This window comes from Glaciibacter superstes DSM 21135, from assembly GCF_000421145.1.
In the GTDB taxonomy this organism is placed as follows: domain Bacteria; phylum Actinomycetota; class Actinomycetes; order Actinomycetales; family Microbacteriaceae; genus Cryobacterium; species Cryobacterium superstes.
Window position 1 is genome coordinate 140236 of record NZ_ATWH01000005.1, and the last position, 14521, is coordinate 154756.

The 14521-nt window shown below is 66.5% G+C and carries 12 protein-coding genes; 10 read left to right on the forward strand and 2 right to left on the reverse strand.

The features are described 5' to 3' along the window. The first annotated feature begins 89 nt into the window (after positions 1–89). The 4 genes from K323_RS25040 (at position 90) to K323_RS25050 (ending at position 6809) form a co-directional block, all read left to right on the forward strand. Complete coding sequence (locus tag K323_RS25040) at positions 90–2126, forward strand: helix-turn-helix transcriptional regulator (protein ID WP_022884814.1); 2037 nt, start codon at positions 90–92, stop codon at positions 2124–2126. Positions 2127–2276: 150 nt separating this feature from the next. Continuing rightward, the gene (locus K323_RS30225) at positions 2277–3260 is read left to right on the forward strand and encodes an IniB N-terminal domain-containing protein (RefSeq protein ID WP_022884815.1); all 984 of its coding nucleotides are present in this window, start codon (positions 2277–2279) and stop codon (positions 3258–3260) included. A gap of 103 nt (positions 3261–3363) precedes the next feature. Continuing rightward, complete coding sequence (locus tag K323_RS0108285) at positions 3364–5226, forward strand: dynamin family protein (RefSeq protein WP_022884816.1); 1863 nt, start codon at positions 3364–3366, stop codon at positions 5224–5226. Beyond that, positions 5223–6809, forward strand: coding sequence for a dynamin family protein (locus K323_RS25050; RefSeq protein WP_022884817.1), 1587 nt, complete (start codon positions 5223–5225; stop codon positions 6807–6809). Before K323_RS0108285 ends, K323_RS25050 begins: the two co-directional genes overlap by 4 nt. Here the strand turns inward: K323_RS25050 and K323_RS29790 are convergent. Continuing rightward, positions 6693–7325: a hypothetical protein gene (locus tag K323_RS29790; RefSeq protein WP_157509388.1), complete on the reverse strand. Its 633-nt coding sequence runs from the start codon at positions 7323–7325 to the stop codon at positions 6693–6695. The two genes, K323_RS25050 and K323_RS29790, sit on opposite strands and share 117 nt — an antisense overlap. A gap of 447 nt (positions 7326–7772) precedes the next feature. Between K323_RS29790 and K323_RS25055 the strand changes: the two genes are divergently transcribed. From K323_RS25055 to K323_RS0108320, 5 genes are all read left to right on the forward strand, one after another. Continuing rightward, a complete protein-coding gene (locus K323_RS25055) occupies positions 7773–8786 on the forward strand; it encodes a TadA family conjugal transfer-associated ATPase (protein WP_084697111.1) in 1014 nt (337 codons plus the stop codon). Next, a complete protein-coding gene (locus K323_RS0108305) occupies positions 8783–9949 on the forward strand; it encodes a hypothetical protein (protein WP_051147283.1) in 1167 nt (388 codons plus the stop codon). The genes K323_RS25055 and K323_RS0108305 overlap by 4 nt, the downstream gene beginning before the upstream one ends. Positions 9950–10155: 206 nt before the next feature. Next, positions 10156–10341 carry a DUF4244 domain-containing protein gene (locus K323_RS25060; protein ID WP_051147300.1) on the forward strand — a complete coding sequence of 62 codons (186 nt, stop codon included), beginning with the start codon at positions 10156–10158 and terminating at the stop codon, positions 10339–10341. Between the two features lie 43 nt (positions 10342–10384). Then, on the forward strand, positions 10385–10684 hold the full coding sequence (locus tag K323_RS0108315; protein ID WP_033372639.1) for a TadE family type IV pilus minor pilin: 300 nt from the start codon (positions 10385–10387) through the stop codon (positions 10682–10684). Further along, on the forward strand, positions 10684–11091 hold the full coding sequence (locus K323_RS0108320) for an Rv3654c family TadE-like protein (RefSeq protein ID WP_022884822.1): 408 nt from the start codon (positions 10684–10686) through the stop codon (positions 11089–11091). The genes K323_RS0108315 and K323_RS0108320 overlap by 1 nt, the downstream gene beginning before the upstream one ends. On the opposite strand, the gene K323_RS0108325 is transcribed toward K323_RS0108320, so the two are convergent. Then, on the reverse strand, positions 11088–11360 hold the full coding sequence (locus K323_RS0108325) for a hypothetical protein (RefSeq protein ID WP_022884823.1): 273 nt from the start codon (positions 11358–11360) through the stop codon (positions 11088–11090). The two genes, K323_RS0108320 and K323_RS0108325, sit on opposite strands and share 4 nt — an antisense overlap. 141 nt (positions 11361–11501) lie before the next feature. On the opposite strand from K323_RS0108325, the gene topA reads away from it, so the two are divergent. Further along, positions 11502–14450 (forward strand): type I DNA topoisomerase, encoded by a 2949-nt coding sequence (gene topA / locus K323_RS0108330; RefSeq protein ID WP_022884824.1) that lies wholly within the window; start codon positions 11502–11504, stop codon positions 14448–14450. Positions 14451–14521: the final 71 nt, after the last annotated feature.

Consider the following 14521-nt stretch of genomic DNA (forward strand, 5'->3'; position numbering starts at 1 on the left):
CGCCCGTGGTATTGAGGGGGATCCAACCGGCGCGTCCTGAGTCCAGGGGCGCTGAGTTCGAGCGCGCTAAGTTCGGGAGCGCTGAGTTCGTGGGCGCTGAGTTCGGCCTGCCCGGATTCGATCCCCAGCTGGTCGACGACGGACTGCACTCGCTGTTGCTCGCCGTCGCGGCCGGTTTTGACCTGACCGCACCGTTGCCGGCCTCCCTCGCGCACGCTGACGAAGACATCGACAGCCTCATCGAGCGCGCCCATTCCGCCGGACTGCTCTTGAACGACGGCACCCTCGTCCCACAGGTGAGTCAGGCGATCCTCGATACGACGCCGGTCTACCGACTGCGTTCCCTCCAGCGAGAACTCATCGACCACTTCACGACGGGCGGTCGCTCGCTCGACGATGCCGCCACCATCCTGGCGAGGGCCGGCGTGAAGGATCCGCGACTTGCCCGCAACCTCGAGCTCGCGGGAGACACCGCATTGAACTCCGAACCGGAGATTGCCGCCCTCCGTTACGACGAGGCGACAGCAGCCGGGCTCGACCGATCGTCCACGGCAGCCAGGCGCGCCCAGGTCGCGTCGGCCACCGGCGACATCGACGGCGCTGGGCGCATCACCGACGTGTTGCTCGCGCTGGAGAATGCCCCGGATCTGGTTCGCGGTGTGGATGTCGCTGCCGCCGTCTGGGCGCAGCGCGGGATGCTCGAGCGCAGCGCTGAGCTGTACCGCTGGCTCGGCGCTGAGCGCATCGGTTCCGCCGCCGCACCGGCCGCTGTTGCGATGATCGGAATCGGAGATCGCGCGGGTGCAGATGCCATGCTCTCGGCCCCTGTTCCCAGCGGGTCACCCACCCTTCTCGCGGCGGCGAAGGTGCTGATGGGGGAGGGCGTCCGAGAATCGATCGGTGGTGCTCCCGGCCAGGCACTCTCCAGGCTGGTTCGTGCCTCTGACCTGTGCACGGCATCCGGAACCACCATGCAGTTTCCTGAAATTCCCGCGGTTCTCGCGGCGACGGTCGCCCTCCACAGCGGAGAGCTCGGCGTCGCAGAATCGGTGATTGATGCCGCGCTCGCCGGTGACCAGTGCGGACCGGTCGCCAGGCCCAGGCTCCTGCTGTTTCGGGCCTGGATCGACATGTACGGCGACCGACTCGAGCGTGCCGGCGTCGCGGTGAGTGAGGCCACCGCGTGCGGCGTGGAACTCACGCCCCGCGACGAACTGCTCCTGCGGGCCCTGGAGGTGGGCCTGGCGCGCCGAACGGATGACGCCCTCGCCCTGGTGCGAACCTGGAAGCGGGCGTGCGAGGCCATCCTGCACGTTCCAGTGGACCTCTACAGCCTGCTGCCGCTTGAGGAACTGGTGGTGGCGGCGGGTCGCCTTCGCGAGTCAGCCAGGGTCGAGTCGCATCTCGCCGACGCCTGGAAGCTGCTGGAGAGACTCGGAAAGCCACCGCTCTGGTCGGTCTCCCTGCACTGGTCTGCGGTGCAGGTCGCCATCCTCACGGAGCAGCCCGCAGCCCTCGCTCCTCCCGCTGCCGCCCTCGTGCGCGAGTCGAAGCGCAACAACCTGGCCGCGGTTCTGTCGCTGGCAGGCCGGGCCTGGGTTCTGGTGCTCGCCGGAGAGGTTGACGTCGCCCTCGTGGAGAGTGCTGCCAGGGGGCTGGCGGCAGCAGGACGAACCTGGGACGGAGCGCGCCTCGCCGGGCACGGTGCCGCGCGCGCCGAGGAGCGCAAAGACATGGCGAGGCTCCTCGCCTGCGCACGCGAACTGCACCCGAGTGCTGCCGCTTCCGTCGACGATCAGGGCGGGAAGAGCGAGACCACCGCGTCGCCCCGCGCCACCTCAGGTTCCGCCAGAGGCGAGTCCGGCCTGAGCGCCCGCGAGCAGGAGATCGCCAAACTCGTGCTCGACGGCAAGACCTACCGTGAAATCGGCGAGGCCGTGTTCATCTCACCGCGCACCGCAGAGCACCACATCGCCCGCATCCGTCATCGCCTCGGCGCCACCACCCGTGCTGAGCTCCTCGCGCAACTGCGCCTCGCCCTTGGCGCGCAGGATGCCTCGGTGCAGGTGGGCGCGGTGCAGGTGGGCGCGACGCAGGTGGGCGGGGCACTCCCCCTCACCCCCTAACGCCGGTGTGCGAAAACCCGCATGCCCCGCCCGGGCTAGAGGGGGTTTTTCACCGATGCCGGCCGAGTCAGAGAGCCGTAACTTCGAAGTCATGCCCGGCAATTCAACCGGGTGACAGATGACAACACTTCTAGATAGAGGGTAAAGCTCATGCCTGCAATCACCACAGTCCTTCTGGACTACCTGATGGACCTGCTCCGCAACCCCGACGCGGCAGCAGACTTCAACAACGACCCCGAGGCCGCTCTCGAGAGCGCGGGTCTCGGCAATGTCTGCATGGACGACGTCGACGCCGTCATGCCGGTCATCCTCGATTCTGCTTCGGCCGGTGGCGGTGGCGGCGGAGGCGGCGGCGGCGGCGCAGGTGGCGGCGGCGGTGGCGGCGGCGGCGGCGCAGGTGGCGGTGGCGGTGGCGGCGCAGGCGGTGCCGGTGGCGCAGGCGGCAGCAGCGACCACGGTCACGCAGTGCAGCAGATCACGCACGTCGTGAACAACTGGTCGTACACCGATGACAGCACGAACACCGACCAGTCGGTCAGCACGAATGTCTGGGCGCACGGCGACGTCACGCAGATCTTCGACAACGACGCCGTCATCGCCTCTGGCGACGGGGCTGTCGCTGCCGGCGACGACGCCGAGGTCGACAACTCGACCAACACGGCCATCATCGCCGGAGACGACGTCAACATCGGCAACACCGACGTGGACGTCGACATCGACGACTCGTTCAACACCGACAACTCCGTCGACCTTGAGGTCGAAGACTCGTTCAACGACAACTCGACGAACGTGGCTGACTCTGGCAACGACAACTCGACCAACGTTGACATCGAGGACTCGGGCAACACCGATAACTCGAACCAGGGCAACACGGATGTCGACGTCGACGTTGAAGACGTCGCCATCGGCAACACCGAGGTCTCCGACAACACGGTGATCGCCGACAACACGGTGGTTGCAGACAACACCGTCATCGAAGACAACACCGTCATCGAAGACAACAATGTCGCTGTCGATTCGTTCGACGACAACACCGCCATCGTGGACTCCGGCAACGGTAACGCGATCGGCAACGAAGTCGAAGTCGAAGACAACGTGGTTGTCGTCATCCCGGTAGTGGAAGCCGGAGAGTAGCCGCTCAATCTGAGTGTCCAGCAGTGCAAGATTGGCCCGGCGGGAAGCGATCGCTTCCTGTCGGGCCGATCTCATGCCATAGTCTGGTTAAGAGGAGTCAATCGTGGTTGAACTGGTCAAGCTCGTCGAACAGGGCATCGAACTGGTCAGCGCCGGCGATCGCCCAGACCTGCGCCGTCGTCTGGAACAGACCCGTAAACGCCTGCTTGACCCCAACATCCGTGTCATCGTCGTCGGTGAGTTCAAACAGGGCAAGAGCCAGCTGATCAATGCGCTGGTCAATGCCCCGGTGTGTCCCGTCGACGACGACATCGCGACATCCGTTCCCACCGTTGTTCGCCACGGCGATCCGGCTTCTGCGGTGATCGTGACCGCAAAGGGCAGCGCCACGTCTCCTGACGGTGAGCCCGCGCTCTCGCGGGAGTCCGTCAGGCTCGAAGATCTCGCAGACCACGTGTCAGAGGCCGGCAACCCCGGCAACCGTCGCCAGCTGGTGGCCGCAGAGGTGTTCCTGCCGCGTGCCATCCTCGCCGGCGGGCTGTCGATCATCGATTCGCCCGGCGTCGGCGGGTTGAACTCGGCTCATTCGCTGACCACGCTCACCGCGCTGCCGACGGCTGACGCCATGATCCTGGTCTCGGATGCCTCCCAGGAATACACCGAGCCAGAGATCCAGTTTCTGAAGCAGGCACTGCGGATCTGCCCGAACGTCGCCTGCGTGTTGTCGAAGACCGACCTCTACCCCCAGTGGCGGCAGGTTGAGGAACTCGACCGGGCGCACCTCGAAAAGGTGGGAACCGACATCCCCCTCTTCCCGCTCTCATCTGACCTGCGCCTGACCGCAGCGAAGCTCGGCGACAGCGAGCTGAACGTCGAGTCGGGTTTTCCCGCGCTGATCTCGTATCTCCGCAAGGAGATCCTCGGCAAGAGTGAACGGCTTCAGCGGCGCGCGGTCGCCCAAGACCTGCTCTCCAGCACGGAACACCTGCGGCTGTCGATGCAGTCGGAGTTGAGCGCCCTGGTCGACCCGGATGGCACCCCACAGCTGATCGCAGAACTCGAGGCGTCGAAGGCGCGGGCCGACGAACTGCGCCGCCGCTCCGCCCGATGGCAGATCACCCTCAACGACGGTGTCGGCGACCTCATCTCCGATATGGAACACGACCTGCGCGATCGACTGCGCAACATCCAGCGTGACGCCGAGGAAGCGATCAACGAGGGCGACCCCGGCCCGATGTGGGAGCAGATGATCGACTGGCTGGAGCAACGCATCGCCTCTGGTGTGTCTGACACGTTCGTCTGGACCAACGAACGCGCGGCGTGGCTCTCCAAACGGGTTGCAGAGCACTTCAGTCAGGACGAGGTGCCGCTTCCGGTGCTGCACGTCGACGACACGGAAGACGTGCTCGACCCGGTCGAGGTCATTCCCCTGCTCGACCCGGGCAACGTCACTGTCATGCAGAAGATCCTGACCGGAATGCGGGGTTCCTATGGCGGCGTGTTGATGGTGGGCCTGGCCACGGGCATCTTCGGCATGGCGCTGATCAACCCGCTGTCACTGGCCGCCGGCATCCTCATCGGCAGCAAGGCATACAAAGACGACAAGAAGGCGCGCCTGAAGCAACGCCAGGCCGAGGCGAAGAATATCGTGCGTCGCCAGATCGACGACGTCATCTTCCAGGTGGGCAAACAACTCAAAGACCGGCTCAGACTGGTGCAACGCGGCACCAGGGACCATTTCACCGAGATTGCCGACGAGTACCTGCGGTCGCTCGGCGATTCCGTGCTGGCCGCGCAGAGGGCCGCCAGCACGTTCACGGCTGAACGGGAGCAGCGGGTCAAGACACTCAGGATCGAACTCAAGCGGGTCGAGACCCTGCGCCAGGCCGCACCGGCGCTGGAGAGTGAGCCGAGCCGGGGCGCCGCAGTGGCAATCACTGGGGCGACCGGAGCGGCGCGCGCGTGACGGGAGCGGTCAGCACAGCTGTGCACGACCTGGTGCGCGAAGCCGCCACCCTCTACGCGGACGACCCGGTCGTGCTCCGAGCGCTCGAGACCTACGAGCGGCGGCTGCAGGAGCCCCTGCGGGTCGCGGTTGCCGGCATGGTGAAAGCCGGAAAGTCGACGCTGCTGAATGCCATCATCGGTGAGGAGATTGCTCCGACGGACACGGGGGAGTGCACCAAGGTTCTGACCTGGTACCGCTATTCGGACACGCCCCGGATCACCCTGTATCCGGTTATCGGGTCCCCTCGTGCCCTTCCGGTCATTCGAAACGACGGCCGCTTGACCCTCGATCTGGGGCAGACCCGCGCAGAAGAAGTCGAGCGGCTGGTAGTGGACTGGCCGGCGAAGAAACTTCGTGACATCACCCTGATCGACACCCCGGGTATCGCTTCGCTCTCGACAGAGGTCTCGATGCGCTCGACGGACTTTCTCACTCCGGAAGACGCGCCGTCTGAGGCGGACGCGATCATCTATCTCATGCGCCATCTCCACGCGGCAGACCTGAATTTTCTCGAGTCTTTCCGCGATACGACCGTCGGGCAGTCCAACGCCATCAACGCCCTCGCCGTGCTGTCTCGCGCAGACGAGATCGGTGCCGGTCGCATCGACTCTCTGCTCTCGGCCAAGGAGATCGCCGATCGGTACCGACGAGACGGAACACTCCGGGCCGTGGCGCTCGGCGTCGTGCCGATGGCTGGCCTACTCGCTCAGAGTGCACGGAGCCTCCGCCAGACGGAATTCACTGCGCTGGCCACGCTCTCCCGGCTGGGCCGTGCAGAGCGTGAGCGGCTCATGATCTCTGTCGACCGCTTCGTGCGGCCGACAGAGGGGGTGGATGTCAGTCCGGAAGTTCGCGCGGCGCTTCTCGACCGGTTCGGGCTCTTCGGCATCCGTCTGGCCTCGGCCCTGCTTCGAGGCGGCTTCGACGACGCGACGGATCTTGCCCACGAACTCGCGCGTCGCAGCGGGCTGGACGAGTTGCTGCGTTTCATCGGCGTGCAGTTCCAGGCCCGTGCCGCTCACCTGAAGGCGCGGGCGACCCTGGTCGGAGTGGACACCGTGCTGCGCGCGCATCCGCGGGCGGGCACCCAGCAGCTTGCGGCGTCGATTGAGCGAATCCAGTCGAGTGCACACGAGTTTCGGGAGTTGCGACTGCTGGCCGCCGCGCGCACTGCGGGGCTCCCGGTTGCACCGGAGCTGGCGGAGGAAGCCGAGCGCCTCATCGGCGGCCAGGGGGTGGCGCTACCGATTCGGCTCGGGGTCGCAGAAGATGCACCGGCGGCCGAACTTCGATCGGTGGCTATGGCGGCACTGCAGCGTTGGCGCACGCTGGCTGAGAGTCCGGCGACCGACCGTGCGGGCGCCGAGGTGTGCGAGATCGTCGTGCGCAGCTGTGAAGCGGCGCTGGCGCAGATTCCCGCCGAATCAGGCGGGCGCGAGCGGGTCCGTCTCGTTCTTGGACCTGAACCAACTGCTGGCCCGGGGGAACAGGCTGGCGACGAGCCCGGCCCCGGCCAGCACCAACTGCGCCACCAGGAGTGAGCTGATGTAGATGCCTTCCCCGCCGAAGGCGATGAAGGCATCGCCGAGGAGGGTGACGGCCGCGTGAAAGACCAGCATCACCAGCAGTACCCACCGCACCGCGCCGTGACGATTCATCATCCCGCGCACCAGCAGGAGCTCGATGAGGATGACCAGGGCAATGGCGGCGACGGTGGCCCAGTAGACGACGGCGGTGACCGTCTCGACGGTGGCGTCATCCTGCTTGGGGTCGAGGTCGGTGATGAACTCGGTGAGCTTCTCGACCTGCGTGTTGCGGGAAAGGAACGTGAAGACGATAGCCACGACGCCGAAGAGGAAGCTGAGCATCCACAGCCGGTTCGAAACCTTCACAGGCCCCGTCGGCTCGAGAGGTTTATGGATCGGCGCCGGAGTCATATTCGACATCGGCGGCCGTGCAGGAGGGGGAGTGTCCGGCCCGGCTGGAGGCCGCGAGGTCTCGCGCGCCGGCTCTCCGGCTGCTCCATCGGGGGCGGCTTCAGCGGGTTCGTGAGGCATAGTACGAATGTAGCGCTTATGCTCCGCCGGCCTGGCGGAATCGGTGCCATTCCACTCCCTGAGAAACTGCCCCCAATTATGAGGGCAAGAGTAGTGTGGATACCCGGTTTCCGCGTACACTGAAGCACGTCGAACGAAAGTTCTGACCTGTGGCGCGCATGGTTCCCCCCAATCATCGTGTCACCGAGGCGGTACCTGTTCCCCCCAATAGGTGCCGCCCCCCCCTTTTAACCGCCCCTCATTTTTTACCGGCCGCTCTCGTAGCGAGTACAGCAAACTCGCGCGAGAATCGCCCCGTGTTTGATGTTCTCGACGACAGTTGGCCAGTTTTTGATGTTTTGACGTCGGGTACTCCGCGGCTCCTCCACAGGCTCTGGGCGAGCCTGTTCTCCACAGATTGCCTCCGCTGGGGGTCGTGCACCCTCCGAGGCAGATTACCGTCGCCTCATGCCCCAGCTGTTCATCGCCGTGCCCTCCTACGAAGTGCGGCGCGCCGACCATGAGTCGGCGCCAGCCGCACAGCTCGATACTTCGGGGCTGGGCCCGCTCGCCCCATTCGCCGAGGCTCCGAACGTCACCGACCTCTGCATCAACGGTGAAGCCGGGCTCTGGGTCGATGCCGGCCACGGTCTGGTGCGACAGGCAGACTGGGAGTGCGATGAACCCGCGCTCCGCGAACTTGCCGTGCGCCTCATCGCGCTGGGCGGGCGCCACATCGACGAGGCCAGCCCGTGTGTGGATGTGAGGTTGGCCGACGGCATCCGTGTTCATGCTGTGCTGCCACCGGTCTCGAGTGTCGGCACCCTCCTCTCGATCAGGCTTCCGCGTGCCGAGCGGCTCACCCTCGATGCGCTCGCCGCGCGCGGGCTGTTCGGTATCGGCGACTCAGCGGTGCCTCGCCTCGAGCGGCTGCGCGACGCGGTGCGGAACCGCGAGAACCTGCTCATTACCGGTGCCGCAGCCAGCGGCAAGACCACGCTCCTGGCAGCGATGCTCGCCGAGACGCCGCACGACGAACGCATCGTTGTGATCGAAGATGTCGCCGAATTGCGCATCAACCATCCGCATGTTGCCGCACTCGAATCGCGGCAGGCGAATCTCGAAGGTGCGGGCCGCATCGGCCTGGAGAGCCTGCTGAGGGAGGCGCTGCGCATGCGCCCCGACCGGCTGGTGCTCGGGGAGTGCCGCGGGGTCGAATTGCGCGAGCTGCTTGCGGCGCTCAACACCGGGCATGACGGGGGAGCTGGCACCCTGCACGCGAACTCCCTTCACGATGTGCCAGCGCGGCTCGAGGCGCTGGGAGCGCTCGCTGGAATGAGTGCGGAGGCGGTGGCCAGGCAGACGGTCAGCGCGATCGACCTCGTGTTGCACCTCGAGCGTGTCGACGGCGTGCGTCGGCTGGCTCAGGCTGGCCGGTTTCGCCTCGACGCGCACGACCGCCTGGCGATGGAGGTGGCATGAGCGCCCCGCGAATCCTGCCGCTGCGTCTTCCGCGGCTGCGCGTGCCTCTCGTGCGCAGACGGACGCCAGCGAACCCGCCGATTGAGGAGGTCGCGGCCGTCACGCAGCGGTTGGCCGTGTTGCTCGCCGCCGGTGTGTCGCCGGTGTCGGCGTGGGGCTACCTGTTGCCGAAGGATGGTGACCCAGACCCTCCCGCTGCCGAGTCGGTCGGCGCGCACGGGCGTCGACGATTTCCCGCTGGTCGAGCCGCTCGTCGGACCGTCGGTCGGGGCGCTCGCCGCGGCGGTGCTGACGGCCGGGGCCGTGCCGACGATACCCCTGACGAGGAGCCGCTCTCGGTGCGGGTGATTCGCGCAGCAGCGCTCGCCGGTCCGCGCGGCGACAGCATCGCCGATGCCATCGCGCTCGTGGCGCAGGGTGCCGGTGGACAGTCAGGTGATGCCTGGCTCGGTTTGGCCGCGGCGTGGCGGGTGGCGACGGATGCTGGTGCGCCGCTGGCGGGCAGCCTGCGTGAGCTGGCGGAATCCTTTCGCGATCTCGGCCAGGTGCAGCGCGACCTGGGGGTTGCCCTGGCCGGCCCGAATGCGACGGCGCGCATGGTCATGATGCTGCCGGTAGTGGGCATCGGCTTCGGCGCGCTGATGGGGTTCAACTCCCTGGCGACCCTGTTCGGCACGGTGCCGGGGCTGGTGTGTCTGGTCGTCGGCTCCGCGCTGATGTTCGCCGGGTCGCGCTGGAACGCGCGTCTGGTCAGGTCGGCACAGCCGAAGAGCGCGACGCCCGGGCTCCACCTCGACCTGGTCGCGATCGGCATGGCCGGCGGCGGGTCGGTGGAGCGTGCGCGGGCGTTGGTCGCCGGTACCGTCGCGCGGTACGGGCTGGCTGGCAGTGTAGGTGGCGCCGAGGCCCAGGCATCGTCGGGCGAGGTGATCGACCGGGTTCTCGAGTTGTCGACCCGCGCCGGGGTGCCGGCGGCGGAGTTGCTTCGGAGTGAAGCCGAGCAGGTGCGGAGGGACGCCCGAAGCGCCGGACAACGCAACTCCGAAACTCTGGCGGTGTCGCTGATGATTCCGCTCGGCGTCTGCGTGTTGCCCGCGTTCATGCTCGTCGGAGTCGCACCGCTTTTGATGACCGTGTTGTCCTCCACATTCTCCACATTGTGACGTTGTCCACAGATGTGCGGATACGTCGCCTGCGCGCCGCCGGGATCAGTCACGCTGGTCTTACTCGCGCCGCCACAAACGCGTCGAAAGACGCAGAAAGAGAGTCATCAATGGACACGGTGCGAAACACGGTGCGAAAGAAGCCGCCAGGGCTCAGTGAGCGCCGACAGGGTGAGCTGCGACGGAACGGGCGCCAGCGGAACACGCTGGGCGGCACGGCACGAACGGTGCTGCGACACCTCGCAGACGACGAGGGAGCCGCGACCGCAGAATACGCCGTTGCCACGATGGCTGCGGTGGGGTTCGCTGGTCTGCTCATCGTCATCCTGCGCGGTGACGAGGTCAAGGGGATCCTCACGGATCTGGTGCGCAATGCCCTCACCGTGGGGTAAACGGTGGGGCCCGGATCGTGGCAGCGTCACCGCTGAACTGGCGATGGCACTCCCCGCCGTTGTGCTGGTTCTCGGTTGCTGCCTGGCGGCCGTGCAGGTCACCGGCCAGCAGGTTCGGCTGACGGATGCCGCGGCAGACGCCGCCCGCTCACTGTCCCGTGGCGACGAGGCCGGCCGTGCTGCCGGCCTCGTCGCCCAGGCGGTGAGCGGTGCCTCGCTCGGAACGGAAAACCGCGGTGAGTTCGTCTGCGCACACCTGTCGGCGCCGAGCGCGTTCGGCCCGTTTGCGCTGTTCGGGCTCACGCTCGAGGCCAGCTCGTGTGCGCTCGCCGGCGGACTCTGATGAGCCCGCCGGCGCCCCGCCACCGCAGTCCGCGGTGTGAGTCCACCGGTTCGGCCGGCTCAGATGATGTCGGCCCAGGTGAAGCCGGCTCTGGATCGATCCTGATGGTGGCGCTCATCGCGGCGACCATGCTCGCCACCGCACTCATCGTTCCACTCTTCGCGGCATTCGCGGTCGGTCAGTCGGTGCAGAACGCCGCTGACGCCGCGGCGCTGGCCGCCGCCGACACGGCATCGGGCAGGGTGGCCGGAGTGCCATGCGAGGCTGCGGGTGAGGCGGCGACGCTGGGCGGGGCATCCGTCACCTTATGCGCTGTGGACGGCCTCATCGCATCCGTCAGCGTCGCACGCTCGTTTCTCGGCTTCGACGTGGAGTCGCGCGCCAGGGCAGGGCCACCGGATGGTTAGGCGGGTTGCGCCTTTTCCTGTGACCGTTCCTCGAAGACGGCTTCGAGGTAGCGATAATCGACAGCACTCGGGCGGTCGGTGTGCTCCTCGTTCTCGAACTCGAGCCCGGCTCCGCGCGCGTAGAGGTAGCGCTTGCCAGCGGAGTCCGCCGGAATCTCGATTCGAGGCTGCGGATCGCCCGAATCCAGAAACGTGACGCTGATGGTTTTTCCTTCGAGTGGGCCGTCCGTGAGCTTCGCGGTGTACGTGCCCGTAGATGTGGTAGCCATGGGTCCATTCTGCTCTGCAATGACCCGGTTGCAAGGTTCTCACGGCAAACACTGGACAAACATGCTGGTCGTGGATTAGGCGTGCACCCGATTCCTGTGTGTATGGTGTGCCTAGTTCCCATCACATATAAGAGGAGTCTGGTGCCAGGCACTAAGAAGCTGGTCATCGTTGAGTCGCCGACCAAGATGAAGTCCATTGCCGGTTATCTCGGCGATGGCTATGAGGTGTTGTCCTCCGTCGGTCACATTCGCGATCTCATTGAACCGAAAAACCTGCCGCCCGAGTTGAAGAAAGGCCCGCTCGGCAAGTTCTCTGTCGACGTCGACAACGGTTTTGAACCGTACTACGTCGTCTCCGACTCCAAGAAGAAGACCGTCGCCGATCTCAAGCGCGCGCTCAAGAACGCCGACGAACTCCTGCTCGCAACTGATGAAGACCGCGAGGGCGAGGCCATCGCCTGGCACCTGCTGCAGGTGCTCGCCCCCAAGGTTCCGGTGCGCCGCATGGTGTTCCACGAGATCACCAAAGACGCGATCCTCGCTGCCAAAGACAACACTCGCGAACTCGACACCGCCCTGGTCGACGCGCAGGAGACCCGCCGCATCCTCGACCGTCTCTACGGCTACGAGGTTTCGCCGGTGCTGTGGCGCAAAGTCGGTCCCGGCCTCTCCGCCGGACGCGTGCAGTCCGCCGCAACGCGCCTCGTCGTCGAGCGTGAGCGCGAGCGCCTGGCGTTCGTGTCTGCATCGTATTGGGACCTACTCGCTCGGCTCGCGGCATCCGCCACTGCTGGTTCTACGGCGGGCACCCCGGATTCGGCCGCCTTCGACGCCAAGCTGGTGCGCCTGAATGGCGACCGCATCGCCACCGGCGGCGACTTCGACGACTCAGGCATGCTCAAGCCTGGCGTCACCGCGGCGACCCTCGACGAGGCGTCTGCGCTGGCCCTGGCCGAAGCACTGAAGAAGCCCGGCATCGACGTCACGGTCACGAAGGTCGCCTCGAAGCCCTACCGGCGCAGCCCTGCCGCACCATTCACCACCTCGACCCTGCAGCAGGAGGCCGCCCGTAAGCTGCGCTTCACCGCCCGCCAGACCATGAGCGTCGCGCAGTCGCTCTACGAGAACGGCTACATCACCTACATGCGCACCGACTCGCCGTCGCTCTCGCAGCAGGCGATCAGTGCGGCGCGAGCCCAGGCCGGTGCCCTCTACGGTCCGGAAACCGTGCCAGAAAAGCCCCGCCTCTACAAGGGCAAGAGCAAGAACGCCCAAGAAGCGCACGAGGCCATCAGGCCGTCCGGCGACACCTTCCGCACGCCGTCCTCGCTGTCGTCGAGCCTGCGCGGCAACGACTTCAAGCTGTATGACCTGATCTGGAAGCGCACTGTCGCCTCGCAGATGGCGGACGCCACCGGCTCGACAGCTTCCGTGACCATTGCCGCAGGCCCGACCGGCACCGCCGAGCACCCTGCCGCATCCGGCGCCCTCGCCGAATTCTCTGCCAGCGGCACCGTGATCACCTTCCGCGGCTTCCTCCTCGCCTATGAAGAGGGCCGCGACGAAGAGCGCAATGCATCGACAGACCCGACCGAGTCGAAGCTGCCGCCGCTGACGGAGGGCCAGAGCCTGGCGCTCGCCGACGTGGAGGCCAAGGGTCATGAGACCACGCCCGCCGCCCGATACACCGAGGCCAGCCTGGTCAAGAAGCTCGAAGAACTCGGCATCGGACGCCCGTCGACCTACGCGTCGATCATCTCCACGATCACCGACCGCGGCTACGTCACCCCGCGCGGCCAGGCCCTGGTTCCGAACTGGATCGCGTTCTCCGTTGTGCGCCTGCTCGAGGAGTTCTTCGCCGACCTCGTCGAGTACGACTTCACCGCAGAGATGGAAGACGACCTCGACCGCATCGCCGGCGGAGAAGCCGACCGGGTCGACTGGCTGACCAGCTTCTACTTCGGCTCAGACAAGCACCGCGGGCTCCGCCAGGTCATCGACAACCTCGGTGAGATCGACGCCCGCGCCGTCAACTCGGTGACCATCGCCGACGACATCACGCTGCGCATCGGCAAGTACGGCCCCTACCTCGAGGTGATTGACCCGGATGCCCCGGCTGGCGCGGATGGCGCCCCTGCAACACCTCGTCGCGTGAACATTCCGCCGGAACTCGCTCCAGACGAACTGACGGCGGCGAAGGCCCGTGAGCTCATCGAGGCTCCGGTCATCACCGACCGCGTGATCGGCGTCAACTCAGACAACGGCAAGAACATCGTCGCCAAGGACGGACGTTTCGGTCCGTACGTGACCGAGCTCGACCCGGAACCTGCGCCGACCGAAACTGCCATACCCAGCGCGGGTTCCGGCGAGGCCGAGACGGTCGACCCGGTCACCGGCGAGGTCACCACCGCTCCTGCGGCGAAGCCCAAGCGCAAGGCTCCAGCGAAGAAAGCAGCCGCGGAGAAGCCGCGCACGGCATCCCTGTTCAAATCGATGGATCTCGCGTCGATCGACCTGGAGACCGCGCTGCGGTTGCTCGACCTGCCGCGGGTTGTCGGCACCGACCCGGAGTCTGGCGCGGAGATCACCGCTCAGAACGGCCGGTACGGCGCCTACCTCAAGAAGGGCACGGACACCCGCTCCCTGCCGGAGGGCGAAGACCAGATCTTCGACATCGACCTGGCCGGCGCCGTCGACCTGTTTGCGCAGCCGAAGTACGGTGCCAGCCGCGCCTCGAGCGCGCTGAAGGACTTCGAAGAGCCGGACCCGGAGAGCGGCAAGGCGATCAAGATCAAAGACGGCCGATTCGGTGCGTACGTGACCGACGGGGTGACGAACGCGACGATTCCGAAGTCTGAGATGATCGAGGACATCGACTTCGACCGGGCCGTGCAGCTGCTCGCCGACAAGCGGGCGAACGGCCCGGCCAAGTCGCGGGCGAAAGCTCCGGCGAAGAAGGCTCCGGCCAAAAAGACGGCCGCGAAGAAGCCTGCGGCAAAAAAGCCTGCGGCGAAGACGACAACCACTGCTGCGAAGAAGCCGGCTCCTGCAAAGAAGACCGGCATCTCGACCAAAGCCGCCGGCAACTGACATCCGTTCCCTGACATCCACTCCCTGACATTCACGACCAGCCGAAAGAGGACACCGAAGCAGTGACGGAA